The organism is Marinoscillum sp. MHG1-6 (genome assembly GCF_024714475.1).
Lineage (GTDB): Bacteria > Bacteroidota > Bacteroidia > Cytophagales > Cyclobacteriaceae > JAMZMI01.
On record NZ_JAMZMI010000001.1, the window covers coordinates 307,760 to 324,416 of the forward strand.

Sequence of the window (16,657 nt, forward strand, 5' to 3'; positions counted from 1 at the left end):
CACCTCATTTTCCAATGTGGACCCACATAGCAAATATCATTCTTAAGTTTAGGATCACCCTGATGGTGATTTTAGGGGTTATTACCCTATTTATGGCCTATCAGTCACAGAACATCCTTTGGTCTTATGACATGGCCAACATTGTACCTGACAATGATCCTGATCAGATCGTCTTCAAGGAATTTAAAGAGACCTTTGGAGAGGATGGGAATATCCTTGCCCTCGGCATTCTGGATAGCGCTCTTTACGAACAGGATAATTTCAAAAAAATGCGTTTCCTGACCAATGAGTTGGAACGTATAGAAGGTATAAAGTCCGTATTAGGGCTGGCTAATTTGCGAATGCTGGAGAAGAATGACGCAAAAAAGCGCTTCGAACTGGAACCTCTTTTCCCTGAAATACCGGAAGATCAGGAAACACTTGACAGCCTTTTGGGAATTGCAAAAGACCTCAAGTTCTATTCAGGTCAGTTACTTAACGAGGAAAATGGGGCAACGCTCATACTGGTCACAGTTGACAAGAAAGTACTGAATTCAGAGGACCGCTTTACCATGATCGATGATGTGGTACGAGCCGGAAAGCAATTCTCTGAGATTACTGGCATTGAAATAAATTATGCCGGGCTTCCTTATGTAAGGGCCGTGAATACCCTAAAAATTAAGGAGGAGCTCAATAAGTTTTTGGTCTTCTCGGTTATTGTAACCGGAATAATCCTGTTCTTCTTTTTCCGATCTGCCAAGGCCGTATTCTTTCCGCTAATCATAATAGGCGTGATCGTAGTCTGGGTCATGGGGTCCCTTGCATTGCTACAATACAAAATCACCCTGCTCACTGGGCTGATCCCATCCATTATTGTGGTCATTGGTATCCCCAATAGTGTCTACATGCTCAACAAGTATCACCATGAATACTCCACTCACGGCGATCAAATGAAGGCACTCGGGAAGATCATTCAAAATATTGGGGTGGTGACCTTCATCACCAATTTCACTACAGCGGTTGGTTTCTTTGTGTTGGTGTTTACCGACATTCCTATCCTTAAAGAATTTGGAATCGTGGCGGGTCTTAACATCATGTGCACCTTCGTGGTGAGTACCATCATGATCCCATCGGTGTTCTCATTATTTAAGCCGCCAAGCCAAAGACATTTGAAGCACTTAGAGTTTAAAGCTCTGGGGAGTGTGCTGAATTTTCTGGATGTCGCGGTTCACAAGCATCGCAAACTAGTATTTCTTCTGACGATTGTTTTAGTTATTGCAGCAGGCTATGGGATCTCCAAGGTAAAGGCCAATTCGTATATGGTGGATGACCTGCCGGAAGATAGCCCACTGAAAAAAGAGCTTACCTTCTTCGAAACACAGTTTAGTGGAGTCATGCCTTTGGAGGTAATCGTTGATACCGGGAAAAAAAGAGGTGTTCAGCGGATGAGTAACCTCAGAAAGGTCAACGAGTTTGAAATGTTTCTCGACTCAATGGATTTGATCTCACAGCCTGTATCAGTAGTAAGCTTCATCAAGGCAGCAAGACAATCTTTTTATAAGCAAAACCCGAATTATTACTCTCTCCCAAATAACAGGGAAAGCAATTTCATTCTTCGCTACCTGAAAGAGGAAGGCGATCAGGAGGGGATTGCCAAGTCATTTGTAGATTCTACAGGTCAGATGCTTCGCATCTCTCTTAAAATGCCTGATATAGGTTCCATCAGAATGGATTCTCTGGTCAACGAAGTGATCACTCCAAAAATTGATGAGATTTTTGGGGATACGGACATGATCGTAAAGGTGACAGGCACTGTTCCTTTGTTTATCAAAGGCAATAAGTTTCTCATTGACAATCTTATCACTTCCATGATCTTCGCATTCTGCATCATTGCAGTGATCATGGCTATGCTTTTCAGAAATGTACGAATGATCATTATTTCATTGATTCCGAATATGATCCCGCTTCTAATTACTGGAGGAATTATGGGATACTTCGGCATTCCTTTAAAGCCAAGTACAGCATTGATATTCAGCATTGCATTTGGTATCTCAGTTGATGACTCCATTCACTTTTTGGCGAAATATCGTCAGGAACTTTTCGCTCATAATTTCTTTGTCCCCATTGCAGTTAGTAAGAGTTTGAGGGAAACAGGAGCAAGTATGATCTATACTTCGATCATCCTCTTTTTCGGATTTGTGATCTTCACCGCCTCTGAATTCGGAGGAACCGTGGCATTAGGAAAGCTAACTTCTATCACTTTGCTATTAGCCATGTTTGCAAATCTCATTGTACTGCCGGCATTGCTACTTCAATTTGATACAGGAAAAATCAATAAGAAGGAACATCCACTGATAGAAGAGTTCCCTGAGTTCAAAGAAGGCGAAGAGGAACTAACAAAATAAATTCAAAGGTTAACTAGCAGATAAAAGGTGAAATATCCAGAATACAAGCAGGTAAAGTACCCGGAAATCGCAGCGCAAATGTTAGCGTTCTGGGAAGAAAACAAGGTGTTTGAAAAGTCCGTCACTGAGCGTGAGGGTGCACCTACCTTCACATTCTACGAAGGCCCTCCATCAGCAAATGGAACTCCCGGCATTCACCATGTCATGGCCAGAGCCGTGAAGGACATCTTCTGTCGCTACAAGACCACCAAAGGATTTCAGGTAAAAAGAAAGGGTGGTTGGGACACCCATGGCCTTCCGGTAGAGCTACAGGTAGAGAAGGAGCTTGGCATCAAAAAGGATGACATTGGCAAGACCATCTCCGTTGCTGAATACAATCAGAAATGCCGTGAAGCGGTGATGAAGTTCAAAGACGAATGGGACCTGCTGACTCAGAAAATGGGCTACTGGGTAGACCTTAATGATCCCTATATCACCTTTGATAAGAACTATATGGAGTCGCTTTGGTATTTGCTGAAGCAACTTTATGATAAAGGCCTACTATATAAAGGCTATACCATCCAGCCATACTCCCCAGCGGCAGGTACTGGATTAAGTTCTCACGAGCTCAATCAACCGGGAACTTATAAGGATGTAAAGGACACCACTGTTGTTGCACAGTTTAAAGTTAAAAATGCCACGCAGATAGGAGTTGCTGATCAGGTACACCTCCTGGCCTGGACGACCACACCATGGACCCTACCTTCGAACAGTGCTTTGGCTATCGGTGAGAACATCACCTACGTATTGGTAAGTACCTATAACCAGTATACCTACGAAAAAATCAACGTGATCCTTGCCAAGGATCTGTTGAAAAAATATTTCTCCGACAAGTCAGCCGATCTTGCACTTGACGACTACAGAGAAGGAGATAAATTGATTCCGTGGCAGGTTGTTAAGGAATTGAAAGGCTCAGAACTTGTTGGTCTACAATATGAACAGCTGATGCCTTACGTGCGGCCTGAAGGAAAGGCGTTCGAAGTGATCCCGGGAGACTTTGTAAGCACTGAAGATGGAACAGGTATCGTTCACATTGCACCAACCTTTGGTGCGGATGATAAACGTGTTGCTGACGTAGCGGGAATCTCTGCCATCACAGTGAAAGATGAACTTGGATATGACGCTCCTTTGGTCAACAAACAAGGAAAATTTGTTGATGAGGTGACCGATTATGCGGGTTGCTTTGTAAAAGAGGAATATTTCGAGGATGAGGATAGAAATGTCGCTGACTTTAAGCCTACTGATGTCCTTATCGCAATCCAACTCAAAGAAGAGAACAAAGCATTTAAAGTAGAGAAATACGAGCACAGCTACCCACATTGCTGGAGAACTGATAAGCCGGTTCTTTACTACCCGTTGGACTCATGGTTCATCAAAACCACTGCATTGAAGGACCGACTGGTTGCTTTGAATAATACGATCAACTGGAAGCCGGCTTCTACCGGATCAGGAAGATTTGGCAACTGGCTGGAAAATCTGGTAGACTGGAACCTCAGCCGTTCTCGTTTCTGGGGTACACCACTTCCGATTTGGGTAACCAAGGACCGCAAAGAGGAAAAATGCATTGGCAGTATTGAAGAATTAAAAACAGAGGTCAAAAAGGCTATCGCTGCTGGATTGATGAAGGATGAAATCGGAGATGATTTTGACCTGCACCGACCATACGTGGATGACGTGATCCTGGTGAGTGAATCGGGACAACCGATGTATCGCGAGCCAGACCTGATCGACGTATGGTTTGACTCAGGAGCTATGCCTTATGCACAATGGCATTACCCATTTGAAAATCAGGATATTTTTGATGCCAATTATCCGGCAGACTTTATAGCCGAAGGTGTAGACCAAACAAGAGGCTGGTTTTTTACCCTTCATGCCATTGCCACCTTACTTTATGATAAGGTAGCCTTCAAAAACGTGATCGCCAATGGACTCGTACTGGACAAGAATGGCAACAAGATGTCGAAGCGTCTGGGTAATGCGATCAACCCGTTTGAGACCTTAGATACCTACGGTGCGGATGCTACCAGATGGTATATGATCTCCAATGCCAATCCATGGGACAACCTGAAGTTTGACCTGGATGGTGTGATAGAAGTACAGCGGAAATTTTTTGGAACGCTGACCAATACCTATTCCTTCTTTTCACTCTATGTGAATCTGGATGGATTTCGTATTGATCCGGATAAGTTGATCCCTGTGAATGATCGACCAAGATTTGACCGCTGGATACTTTCAGAGCTTCAGACCCTGATCCAAAAAGTAGACTCATTCTACGAAAACTATGAGCCTACTCAGGCGGCTAGAGCTATTCAGGACTTTGTTGGTGACCAGCTTTCCAACTGGTATGTGCGCTTGTCAAGGAAACGGTTCTGGATGAGTGAACTCAATGCTGACAAGCAGGCGGCTTATGAGACGCTTTATGAATGTTTATCTGTTGTGGCCCAATTGATGAGCCCAATTGCACCATTCTACGCAGAATGGTTATATAAGAATCTGACAGGAGAGGAAGGAGAACTATCTGTCCACCTGAAACAATTCCCACAGGCGGATGAAAGTCTGGTTGATTCTAAATTGAGTAAGAGCATGCACCTTGCCCAGGACATCTCTTCACTCGTGCACTCACTAAGGAAAAAGGAAAAGATCAAGGTAAGACAGCCGCTTCAGAAGATCCTTGTTCCGGTATTAAACCCGGATGACAAGGCAAGTATCGCAAGTGTTGAAGAGCTGATCATTTCCGAGATCAACGTAAAAGAAATTGAATATGTGGGTGAAGATTCAGGCGTTCTTGTCAAAAAGATCAAGCCGAACTTCCGAAAACTGGGTCAAACTTTTGGTGCTAAAATGAAATTGATCACGCCTCAGATCAATGGGATGGATCAGGATCAAATCAAAGCATTCGAAAAATCCGGTTCGTTTGAGCTCACTATCGATGGCGAAAGTATTATCCTTTCTTTGGAAGATGTAGAAATCACTTCGGAGGATATTCCGGGCTGGTTGGTAGCCAGTGAAGGAGGACTCACCGTAGCGCTCGATATCACCATTACTGATGAGCTTAAGAAAGAGGGCCTTAGTCGTGATGTAGTCAACAGGCTTCAAAATCTTAGAAAAGATAAGGGACTGGAAGTGCAGGATAAGATCAATGTCATTTATTCTACACAGGAAGAATTGGTTAAAAATTCAATAGAAGAATTTAAAAACTATATTCAAAAGGAAACCCAAGCCCTTAAATTAGAGTTTGGAGAAAAGATAGCCGATGGAACAGCGCTCGATATCGATGGGTTGGAGATCACGGTAGGTATAGAAATTGCAAAATAATGGACAGTAGAAAACCGAAGTTATTCGTCTTTTATGTGATCAGTGCGGGCGTGATCCTGTTAGATCAGGCCGTGAAAATGATTGTTCATTTCAACATGGAAATGGGCACCAAGGGTCAAATAAAAATTTTCGATGACTGGTTCAAGCTGCACTACCTTACCAACCCGGGGATGGCTTTCGGCATGGAAATGCCGTTTGACAATAGTAAAATGATCCTGTCATTGTTTCGTTTGGCTGCGATGGTGGCTATCGGTTATTACCTCTATACTCTTTACGAAAAAAAATCTCCAAAGGGCCTCATGATCTGCATTGCCATGATCCTGGGTGGTGCTATTGGTAATCTTATAGATAGTATTTTCTATGGTGTTTGGCTTGATAATGCAGCCTATAATGCACCGACCCCATGGTTTTACGGTCAGGTGATTGACATGTTTTATATCGATATCTGGGAAGGGCGCATTGCCGATTGGGTGCCAATTCTTGGTGGAGATTATATGGCACTATGGCCTGTATTTAATGTAGCCGATTCTGCCATTTTCCTGGGTATTACCTTTATCCTGATCTATCAGAAAAAATATTTTCCTTCCAAAGAGGGTCTTCAGGAAACTGCAACCGAGAATGCTTCCGAGCCAGAAAGCATCTCAAAGTAGGGGATTTGCCATTATCATTGGAATAGCTGGAATATTACTGTTTTCCAGCAAAGCGGTAATGGTCAAGATGGCGTATCAATTTGATACGGATGCCGTTACCCTTCTACTGCTCAGAATGGTTTTCGCTCTGCCATTCTATTTAGTTATTTCCGCGATACAGAAACCCGTTGTGTTGCCTTCGCTAAAAAGGTCAGACTACCTTTCATTGGCAGGTTTTGGATTCATAGGATATTATTTGGCCAGTTATTTCGATTTTCAAGGCCTGACATACATCAAAGCCGGTTTAGAGCGACTGATCCTTTTCATTTACCCGACACTGGTATTTATCATTTCCTTCATCTTTTTGAAGAAGAAAATCACCCGAAATCAGGCCATGGGTATTTTCATGACTTATATCGGTGTAGCCATCGTTTTTTCATCTGAGTTATCAGAGGGACAAAGCGCTAACGTAGTTCTGGGCGGAATTTTGATTTTTTTAAGCGCCCTCACCTATGCAGGATATTTGGTTGGATCCGGATGGTTGATTCCCAAATTTGGGGCGAGCAGATTCACGGCCTACGCGATGATCATCTCTTGCATTTGTGTCATCGCCCATTATGCAATATCCACCAATATCAGCATAGTACTTAACCAGCCTCAAGAAGTGTACTGGATTAGTTTGGCAATGGCCATATTCGCCACGGTTATTCCATCCTTCTTAATCTCCTACTCCATCAAAATTATTGGAGCAGGGAGTTTTTCCATTATGGGAAGTTTAGGTCCCATTTCCACTGTGGGACTAGCCTATCTGTTTCTTGACGAGCGCCTCACACTGATTCAAATCATCGGTGCCATTGTAGTGATTTCCGGGGTGATCATAGGGGAAAGAAGTAAGATTAAAACCGTACCCTGATCCCAGGACCTATGAGCGAGAAAAATTTTCGCTCTTTCATCAGGTATCCAAAACCAGCATAAAGCGGGAAGGTGAGCTTCCTATTAGCTCCAGATGATGGATAGAGCGAACCGATCACCACCAAACCTACATCACGATTGGACGCACTTTCGGAAAAATTAAACGCATCAATCGCTATGAATCCCGCTCCAACTTTGTAAGGCTGGTATTTGGCAATCTTTCCGGGCTGATAAAAACTGAATTGCGCAATCATGGCAAAGCTTACCCCAGAGAAATTAGAGAAGTCCCTTTCCTTTGCTTTAAGTATCAGGAGACCCCCTGGAAATGAAACATCTATATCAAAATTGTATTTCCGCTTTAGGTAGATCTGAATCTTTTTACTCTCCGTTTTTTCCTGGTATTTATCCTTGACATGGCTGATCTGCAATTCAATACGCGACCATTCATCCATGTCGTATGTCTTCTTTGAAAGGTAGTTATTCAAATTGATGCCATTTGACACGCAATTAGGATCCTTATAATGAGCCGATCGTATTGACTTTTCATTAGGGCAGACCACCACCTCATCAATTTCATAGAGTTCGATCAGGTTGCCATCCTTATTGGAAACCTTGACCTTGATATTTATATACTGCTTACCATTGATGTCTCTGTTCTGATCGATTTTACTTCGATCAAAGGAAATCACAAGATCTGTCAGATTACCCTCATAGTATATGGGACGATCTACCTCACTCACCGTATGTTCCTCGTGTCCCAATTCCAAATTGATAAAATCAAAAGGCCGTGGTCTTTGGAACTCCTTCACCTCAAGGTATTTATTTGTGTTATTCGACCGATCAAAGATCTCGATTTTAGTCGCTGAGATATCAATAGGAACTTTGATCTTGAAAACTGCGATGCTCTCATTTCTTATAAGCGAGTCCAACTGCAAATTCTCAATCCCCGGGAAACTAAATTGGGACTTATGGAGTGCTACTCCTTCAATACGCACACTCAGGCTTTCACCCGGGTACACTACATTGGACTTTTCCCAGTCCTCACCCTCTCTTTGGAGATAGATGTCTTTGATCTGTGACTTGGGGGTGATATCTACATTAGTAACGAACCTTGGGCTATCCCCATCTTTGACGTACAGGTATCCATCTGATTTTCGATGATGCGCATAAGGTCTGAGCAAACAAAGCACCTTGTCATTATTGAGTCGGTTTTTAGTGAATAGCTCAGCGACCAGCGCTCCTCCCGGCTCTTCCTGGTTTTCCACCCGATAGGTTTTACCCATAAGAAGCAGCCTGCTGGACTCCATTTGAATGACCACCGGTTCCGTTTTATCGTCATTCGGAGTGATCTCCTGCTCATCCATTTGCAAAAAGGCCAGTCTGCCCGTCTTGATAGAAAAGGACTGCTCGATTGACGGCAAATCATATCTTACCACGCCATCCTTCACATAAGGCTTCTTTACTGAGATAGGGACTCGGATTGACTGAGTCCCCAGTTGGGTCGGCTCGAGGTTTAACAAAATCCTGCTTCCGTCCTTTCGCATTTGATAGTTGATCGGTTGATGCTCCGTCCACCGATTATCAATCACAATGTTATCCGGCCTGTTCGTCGTAATCTCGGTCACCTTTTCCTCACCAATGTAAAGTTGCTCATCAGGAGCGTAATACTTGACGTAGGTATAGGTATATGGGAATAGCGGGAGATTGACATAAGATACCGCGCTATCTCTCTTTCTTACCTTAAAGGAAAATTTTAGAAAGTTGGCATTCGTCAGCTCCCTAAATTTCACCTTCATCGTAGCATGATCATCAATGATGAAGATGGAGTCCTGTATTTCGAAATCAGATGATGGCATAAGCTCAATTTCCTGAATGCCCTCACCACGGTCAAAGTACAGATATACTTCCGCTACTTCCTGTTCCTCCTGGTATTCAAAAGGAAGATAGTCTTTACCCCGGTGTCTGATCCGGTCCTCCTCCCAGCTATAAGAGCTGGTATCAATGTACATTCTCAAATCAACGAAATTCGATTCTGAAAATTCGATTTGGGCTGATAGCTGAAACGAAAGGAGAGCGGTAAAGCAGATTACAAAAAGAAAGCGCAATGGATATTCGTTTAGTTTCAAATAATGCTGCAAAGATGCTAGTAAATGCATAAATCCAAGAAATTTTATCACATCTGATTAAGAAAGGCATCAATTCGGTATCTGTAAACATTCTTATTGCATATACTTACCTTCTTTTTTAATAATAAAAACACGATTTTTATACGTCATTATTGTGTATGATCGCCTTCCATGCATTTGCTAACCTTTGAAAAGCTCTCTAACCATATTCTCTGTCATTCTCTGGCTAAATGTTTCAGCTCAGAACCTTCATTATGACATTGTCAGAAATGACAACCACATCGGTTCATTGGATGTATTAGAAAAATGGAACGGGCAAATTCAGACTTACTCAATACTGAACCAGGTCGAGTTTAAGGTACTTTTCTCATTTCGGGTAGTATACTCTCTCACCGAATCTTTCGAAAAAGGAATGCTGGTTTCAGGTCAGGGATACAACACCCTGAATGACATGAAGCAAAAAGAAACGACCATTCAAAAAAATGAAGATGGATCCTACGAACTACTTATAGATGGAATTACAGCTATGGGGGAGAAGTCGGCCATTTTTGAATCCATGGCAAAAGTTTATCATCAAGAGCCTATTGAAGAGAAAAGATGCTATTCGCAGTACTTTGGAACCTATCTCACCTTTGAGGATCTTGGCGACCATCGCTATCGACTAAGATCTCCCGATGGAGAAAACATCTACAAATATGAGTATGGTTACTGCACTGAGGTAAAGGTGATTCGCGATTTTGCCACCTTCTACATCAAAATAAAACCTGAGACTTTGGCCACAATCAAGTCCCGTACGGCTAATAAAGAGTAGTTAGTTCTTCTTAAAGAAAGAATCCACAAACTCCATTTTGTTGAAAACCTGAAGGTCTGTGACTTTCTCTCCAACACCAATATATTTTACCGGAATCTTAAACTGGTCAGAAATACCAATCACTACCCCGCCCTTGGCTGTTCCATCCAACTTGGTGATCGCCAGCGAGGTCACTTCCGTAGCCTTGGTGAATTCCCTGGCCTGAATGAAGGCATTTTGTCCGGTACTTCCATCTAAGACTAACAAAACTTCATGTGGAGCTTCCGGAATAAATTTTTGAATGACCTTCTTAATTTTTGTGAGCTCATTCATGAGGTTAACCTTAGTATGTAGCCTGCCCGCAGTATCGATGATCACCACATCTGCCCCGTTATCAACACCATATTTAGCCGTTTCGAAAGCCACAGAGGCAGGATCTGTATTCATACCCTTATGTATTACAGGCACACCTACTCTTTCTCCCCACATTACCAGCTGATCTACAGCCGCCGCTCTGAAGGTATCAGCAGCACCCAGCACGACATTTTTACCTAGTCCCTTTAACTGCGCAGCTAATTTTCCTATGGTGGTGGTTTTACCAACTCCATTTACGCCTACCACCAGCAAAACGTATGGGCCGTCCACCTTCGGAAGGTCAAAATCAACAAGATCCTGGGTATTGTTCTCAGAAAGTAATCCTGCAATTTCCTCTCTTAAAATCAAGTTAAGTTCGCTCGTGTTGAGGTATTTATCCCTGGCAACACGTTCCTCAATCCGCTCAATTATTTTCACCGTGGTCTCCACACCTACATCAGAGGTCACCAATACTTCTTCAAGCTCGTCCAGTACTTCATCATCAACAGTAGATTTTCCAACCACTGCTTTTCCCAGTTTACTGAAAAGGCTTTCTTTAGACTTCTCCAGACCCTTGTCAAGAGATTCCTTTTTTTCCTTGGAGAAAAAACTTTTTAACCCCATTTCGATTGCATTTCGGTGAATGAAAACAAAAAAGTCCCTTCAAAGAGGGACTTTCAAATTACAATAAATATTGTTTCGGTTCTTACTTTTTAGCAAGTACGTCTTTAACCTGTGCTTCAGGAACCATTTCTTCTTTGAAAGAGATTGAGCCAGATTCAGATTTTACCGCTCTAATCACTTTGGCGAATTTGGCTCCACCTGGTTGTTTTAGGGTCGCAACTACTTTCTTAGCCATGGTTATTTAATTTCTTTGTGAACAGTGTGTTTTCTCAAAATAGGATTGTACTTCTTAAGCTCAATACGCTCAGTAGTGTTTTTCCTGTTTTTGGTAGTGATATATCTTGAAGTTCCAGGCATGCCAGTTTCTTTATGCTCTGTGCATTCTAGGATTACCTGTACTCTATTACCTTTCTTTGCCATTTTGTTGCCCGTTTACTTAAAAGGAGTGCAAATGTAGAAAATAATTTATTCTGTTCCCAAACTTGGCAAACTAAAATTATCAAAAATGCTCGGTTGTTTCATCATTGCCTCGATTTCATCGCTCTTACGGGGTGCTTTATCCGAAAGTAATTCATAGCCATCCTTAGTAATGAGGATATCATCTTCTATTCTCACTGCAATTCCCCACCATTTTTTAGCACAATCTGATCCCTCTGGAATGTAAATCCCGGGCTCAATAGTAATAACCATATTTTCCTGAAGGGCATCACGCTTTCCTTTATCATGAACATCCAGCCCTATATGATGACCAAGTCCATGAGGGTAGTACAAATGCTTTTCATTGACATCATTGATGATCCCCAATTCCACCAGACCCTCATTGATAATTCGTCTTGCGATATCAGTATCCAAATCCTTTCTTAGGTTCATTCCCGGTTTGCATGCCTCTATCGCGGCTTGTTGTGCCTTGTACACCAAATCGTAAATAGCCCTTTCTTCTTTTGAAAATTCTCCGTCCACCGGAATGGTTCTGGTAACATCTGCAGTATAGCCATGATATTCCGCTCCCAGATCCATAAGGATCATCTCATCACTATCTACCTGCGGTTTATAATTTTCAATATAATGAAGGATACAACCATTGTGACCTGCTCCTACAATTGAGGGATATCCTTCATATTCGGACTGGTACTTCTTGAAAATGAATTCATGCAGCCCCTGGATTTCCATTTCCGACATCCCAGGCTTCATAGCTTTCATTACCTCCGTCTGAGCAATACAGGAAATATCAATGGCCTTTTTCAACAAATCAAGCTCTTCGCTGGTCTTTATTCCACGCATATCATCCATGATTGGATCGAGGGCTTCCATGTCGAGATTGTTTACCTGAGGCTCCAGTTCCAAATCGGTTTCGTTGGGATAATTAACCTTTTGCTTGAACCAGGCAATCAAATCATAAAGGTCTCCCTTTACTTTGGTGTTTCTAACATCATTGAAGAAGTCATAGAATAGTACCTTGTCAAACTTTGAAAAATCAAGATTGTAGTCTTCAAATTCAGTGTTGTTAAAAACCTGATTGATAGCCACCTTTTCCTTCACTCCTTCTACACCAAGCCTTCGTCCCGTCCACATTTCAGCCATCGCGTCCCTGGGTTGAATGAAAATAATTTCATTATATGGGCCCCCTGCAGGCGCAGATTGTTTTTCCTTAAATATCAAAAGGACTGCATGCGGCTCTTTGTATCCTGTCAAATAGTAAAAGTTTGGATCCTGATGATAGACGTAGTCCACATCATTGGCCCTATTTCGTACGGGATTGGCAAAAAATACCGCTACCGAATTAGCAGGCATTTTTTTTCTAAGAACATCTCTCCTCTCCTTATGAAAGTCTGAGGTGAGAAAGTCTTTCGGAAGATCCTGTGCAAGTAACCCCAGGGATGCAAGCAGGAAACATGCTATTAATAATCTATTCTTCATGCTAAACTATTTTCTCTATTTCATGGAATTCGAACTATAAATGTAGAAGTTGCTATCCACAACAATATCTTCTACTTCTGTCGGTAGCTCCACCATTTGAAGCTCCTTTGTTGGGTTTATCCACTGCTCTTCATCTGCCACAAAAATTTTCACCGGCATATCAAAGCCATCAATGCAATTAGTCCATCGCACGAGCATACGTTGACCATTAATTCTGTATTCCAACACTGGAATCCTATAATCTCTCAAATATTGATCAAAAAAGGCTTCCAAATTCAGGCCAGCTTTTTCTGCTATGTAATTTTCAACCTGCTCACTGGTCACCACAGAATGATAAAATTCTTCATTGAGCCCGCGGAGGATGGATCGCCACTTTTCATCATCATTGACGCATTGCCTTAAGGTGTGTAGCAGGTTATTGCCTTTGTTATACATATCCTTAGAGCCTTCAGCATTTACATCGTAATCGCCAATAATCGGTTCTTCATTGTCAATGAACATGCGAACTCCCCTTGTATATTCAGACCCTGCTTCCTTGCCATAGAAGTACTCTACGAACAAGCTTTCAGAGTACATGGTAAAGCCTTCATGCACCCACATATCAGCAACATCCTTATAGGTGATATTGTTGGCAAACCATTCATGTCCCGATTCGTGAATAATAATATAATCCCACTTCAGACCCCAGCCAGTATAGCTCAGGTCATTGCCTTTATAGCCTTTTTGGTAACCGTTTCCATAGGTGACAGAGCTTTGGTGCTCCATCCCGAGATAGGGCGTTTCTACCAACTTATAGCTGTCCTCATAAAATGGATAAGGTCCAAACCAATATTCGAAAGCCTCCATGGTCCTGCGAGCATCCACAAAATGCTCCTTAGCCTTCTTCAGGTTATAGCTCAGTACCCAGTAGTCCATGTCCAATGGTCCCTTTTCTCCTTCATACTTCTCAGAAAAGTTGACATAGTCCCCAATGTTCACATTCACCCCATAGTTATTGATAGGATTGACCACCTTCCAGACATAAGTCCTGGTCTTATTCTTCTTTTTGATGACTTCTTTGAGTCTTCCGTTTCCAACAGCCACGAGTTTCCTGGGAACATTAATGCTCAGGGTGATTCCGTTATCGGGCTCATCGTACATGTGATCCTTGCATGGCCACCATAAACTAGCCCCTATTCCCTGATTGGAGGTGGCCACAAAATGTTGACCATTTTCATCTTTGGCCCAGCTCCAGCCCCCATCCCATGGAGCTCTGATCGCCTCATGTGGAACTCCGGAAAAATAGATCGTCACCTTTTTCTCATCCCCAGCTTTTTGATCTGTACTCATGCTAATGAAATGTGCATTCCCTTCATGAGTCACCTGAAGTTCCTTCCCATCCTGAACGACCTTATCGATATTCATTGGTGACTGGAGATCAATTTGCATAGCAACCGGGCTATCCAGCACCTTGTAAGTGATTGTATTAGTCCCTGAGATGAACTTTTTATCTATATCAACAGCCACATACAGGTCATAATACTGAAGGTCCCACCATTGGCGCTCCGGAGTAATCGAACCTCTCAAGGAATCCTGACGGGTATATTCACCCGATTTCGAAAACAATTCTGTCTGCCCGTAAGATACCAGGGAGAGGACAGTCAATACCGAAAATAGTGCTTGTTTCATCATATGATTGAGTTGAACTCACTAAGGTATGAAAGCAAGAATTCCGAGCACTGCTTATTTCTACGAACGGCAATAAAAAAAGCCTGACTCTTGCGAATCAGGCTCCTTTTATTTCGAATCTAAATCTATTTATTATACTCTTGAAGTACCCTTAGCTCTTGCTTTTTTAAGCACGTTTGAGATGCCGTTTTTGTTGATCGTTCTCAAAGTTGAAGTAGATACCTTCAACGTAACCCATTTGTCCTCTTCAGGAATGTAGAACTTCTTAGTTTGAAGATTTGGGTTAAATCTTCTTTTAACTTTATTATTAGCGTGAGAAACGTTGTTTCCTACTCTTGGTCTCTTTCCTGATATATCGCAAACTTTTGACATGATTTCACCGATTTTTTGAAACGGACTGCAAATATCGTAATAATGAATTAATTAACAAGTGGAGGGCTAATTCTTTTTCTCATTCTCAGATATTTACCGTTTATCAACCTTTTCATTACTTAAACTCGTCCTTATATTCTACTTACTACCTTTGAACTTCAAAGGATCAGGTTTGTTAAAACACTAAAAAAGAAAATATGGCTGTTTACGAAGGGACGAAATCATCTGAAGAGTTTATCAATCTCGAGAACGAATATGGAGCACATAATTATCACCCGCTGCCCGTGGTTTTGGACAGAGGAGAAGGTGTATTCGTTTGGGATGTTGAGGGTAAGAAATACTACGACTTCCTTTCGGCCTATTCAGCATTAAATCAGGGCCATGGTCACCCGAAAATTATTCAGGCGCTGATAGATCAGGCGCAAAAACTGACGTTGACCTCCAGAGCCTTTTATAATGACGTGTTAGGTGAGTTCGAAAAATATGTGACAGAATATTTCGGTTTTGATAAGGTCCTTCCAATGAATACCGGTGCCGAGGGAGTGGAGACAGCGATAAAAATCTGCCGTAAGTGGGCTTATGAAAAAAAGGGTATCGAAGAAAACAAAGCCAAAATCATCGTATTCGACCACAACTTCCACGGTCGAACGACTACAATTGTTTCTTTCTCCAGTGATCCTGTATCCTACAAAAACTTTGGGCCTTACCCGGAAGGGTTTGTACGCATCCCATATAATGATTTGAATGCACTTAAAGAAGCCTGCCAGCTTCCAAACGTTGCAGGTGTAATGGTCGAGCCGATCCAGGGAGAAGCAGGAGTATATGTTCCAGACGATGGATTCCTCAAAGGAATAAGTGACATCTGTAAGGCTAATAATATCCTTTTCATAGATGATGAGATACAGACGGGTATCGGTCGCACAGGGAAACTTCTGGCAGCTGATTATGAAGAGGTAAAGCCGGATATTCTGATTTTGGGGAAAGCACTTTCCGGAGGAGCATACCCAGTATCCGCTGTACTTGCAGATAATGAAATCATGGAAGTCATTACTCCAGGCACTCATGGCTCAACTTTCGGAGGCAATCCACTTGGAGCCAAAGTGGCTATTGCAGCATTGGAAGTAATTAAAAATGAAGGCCTGACGGAAAACGCTGCCAAACTTGGAGCCATCTTTCGTGATCGTATGAATAAGTTCATTGAAAAAACGGAACTGGTTTCGCTGATTCGGGGCAAAGGTTTACTTAACGCCATTGTCATCAATGACACAGAGGATAGCTCTACCGCATGGGACCTATGCATCAAGCTTAGAGACAATGGGCTACTCGCCAAACCAACCCATGGAAATATTATACGATTCGCGCCTCCGCTCGTAATGACAGAAGATCAACTACACGAGTGTTGCGACATTATTGAAAAAACAATCTCCGAATTTTAGACATTTTTTTGCTGAAGGCCTGCGTTTTCAACTAGTGTTTATGCAGTCAATCAATCAAGAATTGTCCCTTGATCTAAGTGGTTAGAGGGTT

The 16,657-nt window shown here is 42.3% G+C and carries 13 protein-coding genes; 6 read left to right on the top strand and 7 right to left on the bottom strand.

Going from position 1 to position 16,657, the window contains the following annotated elements:
- Nucleotides 1-14: 14 nt before the first annotated feature.
- From NXR94_RS01400 to NXR94_RS01415, 4 genes are read left to right on the top strand one after another with little or no spacing between them, the layout of a single operon-like run.
- Entirely contained in the window at nucleotides 15-2,384 is a 2,370-nt protein-coding gene (locus NXR94_RS01400) for an RND family transporter (protein WP_258102771.1), read from the top strand.
- A 27-nt stretch (nucleotides 2,385-2,411) separates the two neighbouring features.
- Nucleotides 2,412-5,738: an isoleucine--tRNA ligase gene (gene ileS, locus NXR94_RS01405; RefSeq protein ID WP_258102772.1), complete on the top strand. Its 3,327-nt coding sequence runs from the start codon at nucleotides 2,412-2,414 to the stop codon at nucleotides 5,736-5,738.
- A complete protein-coding gene (locus NXR94_RS01410; RefSeq protein ID WP_258102773.1) occupies nucleotides 5,738-6,388 on the top strand; it encodes a lipoprotein signal peptidase in 651 nt (216 codons plus the stop codon). The genes ileS and NXR94_RS01410 overlap by 1 nt, the downstream gene beginning before the upstream one ends.
- Nucleotides 6,357-7,280 carry a DMT family transporter gene (locus tag NXR94_RS01415; protein ID WP_258102774.1) on the top strand — a complete coding sequence of 308 codons (924 nt, stop codon included), beginning with the start codon at nucleotides 6,357-6,359 and terminating at the stop codon, nucleotides 7,278-7,280. The genes NXR94_RS01410 and NXR94_RS01415 overlap by 32 nt, the downstream gene beginning before the upstream one ends.
- On the opposite strand, the gene NXR94_RS01420 is transcribed toward NXR94_RS01415, so the two are convergent.
- Entirely contained in the window at nucleotides 7,264-9,435 is a 2,172-nt protein-coding gene (locus tag NXR94_RS01420) for a hypothetical protein (RefSeq protein WP_258102775.1), read from the bottom strand. The genes NXR94_RS01415 and NXR94_RS01420 overlap by 17 nt on opposite strands.
- Before the next feature lie 157 nt (nucleotides 9,436-9,592).
- Here NXR94_RS01420 and NXR94_RS01425 point away from each other — a divergent pair, with 157 nt between their 5' ends.
- Nucleotides 9,593-10,216 (top strand): DUF6134 family protein, encoded by a 624-nt coding sequence (locus tag NXR94_RS01425; RefSeq protein WP_258102776.1) that lies wholly within the window; start codon nucleotides 9,593-9,595, stop codon nucleotides 10,214-10,216.
- Here the strand turns inward: NXR94_RS01425 and ftsY are convergent, their stop codons facing one another.
- The 6 genes from ftsY to rpmB form a co-directional block, all read right to left on the bottom strand.
- Nucleotides 10,217-11,173: a signal recognition particle-docking protein FtsY gene (ftsY, locus tag NXR94_RS01430; RefSeq protein WP_258102777.1), complete on the bottom strand. Its 957-nt coding sequence runs from the start codon at nucleotides 11,171-11,173 to the stop codon at nucleotides 10,217-10,219.
- An 82-nt stretch (nucleotides 11,174-11,255) separates the two neighbouring features.
- Nucleotides 11,256-11,408, bottom strand: a complete 153-nt coding sequence (locus NXR94_RS01435; protein ID WP_258102778.1) for a DUF4295 domain-containing protein — start codon at nucleotides 11,406-11,408, stop codon at nucleotides 11,256-11,258.
- A 2-nt stretch (nucleotides 11,409-11,410) separates the two neighbouring features.
- Nucleotides 11,411-11,593: a 50S ribosomal protein L33 gene (gene rpmG / locus NXR94_RS01440; protein WP_258102779.1), complete on the bottom strand. Its 183-nt coding sequence runs from the start codon at nucleotides 11,591-11,593 to the stop codon at nucleotides 11,411-11,413.
- A 45-nt stretch (nucleotides 11,594-11,638) separates the two neighbouring features.
- Nucleotides 11,639-13,090, bottom strand: a complete 1,452-nt coding sequence (locus tag NXR94_RS01445) for an aminopeptidase P N-terminal domain-containing protein (RefSeq protein ID WP_258102780.1) — start codon at nucleotides 13,088-13,090, stop codon at nucleotides 11,639-11,641.
- Between the two features lie 15 nt (nucleotides 13,091-13,105).
- A complete protein-coding gene (locus tag NXR94_RS01450) occupies nucleotides 13,106-14,761 on the bottom strand; it encodes a M1 family metallopeptidase (RefSeq protein ID WP_258102781.1) in 1,656 nt (551 codons plus the stop codon).
- A 129-nt stretch (nucleotides 14,762-14,890) separates the two neighbouring features.
- Nucleotides 14,891-15,130: a 50S ribosomal protein L28 gene (gene rpmB / locus NXR94_RS01455; protein WP_258102782.1), complete on the bottom strand. Its 240-nt coding sequence runs from the start codon at nucleotides 15,128-15,130 to the stop codon at nucleotides 14,891-14,893.
- Nucleotides 15,131-15,327: 197 nt separating this feature from the next.
- On the opposite strand from rpmB, the gene rocD reads away from it, so the two are divergent.
- Nucleotides 15,328-16,566 carry an ornithine--oxo-acid transaminase gene (rocD, locus tag NXR94_RS01460; protein ID WP_258102783.1) on the top strand — a complete coding sequence of 413 codons (1,239 nt, stop codon included), beginning with the start codon at nucleotides 15,328-15,330 and terminating at the stop codon, nucleotides 16,564-16,566.
- The last annotated feature ends 91 nt before the right edge of the window (nucleotides 16,567-16,657 follow it).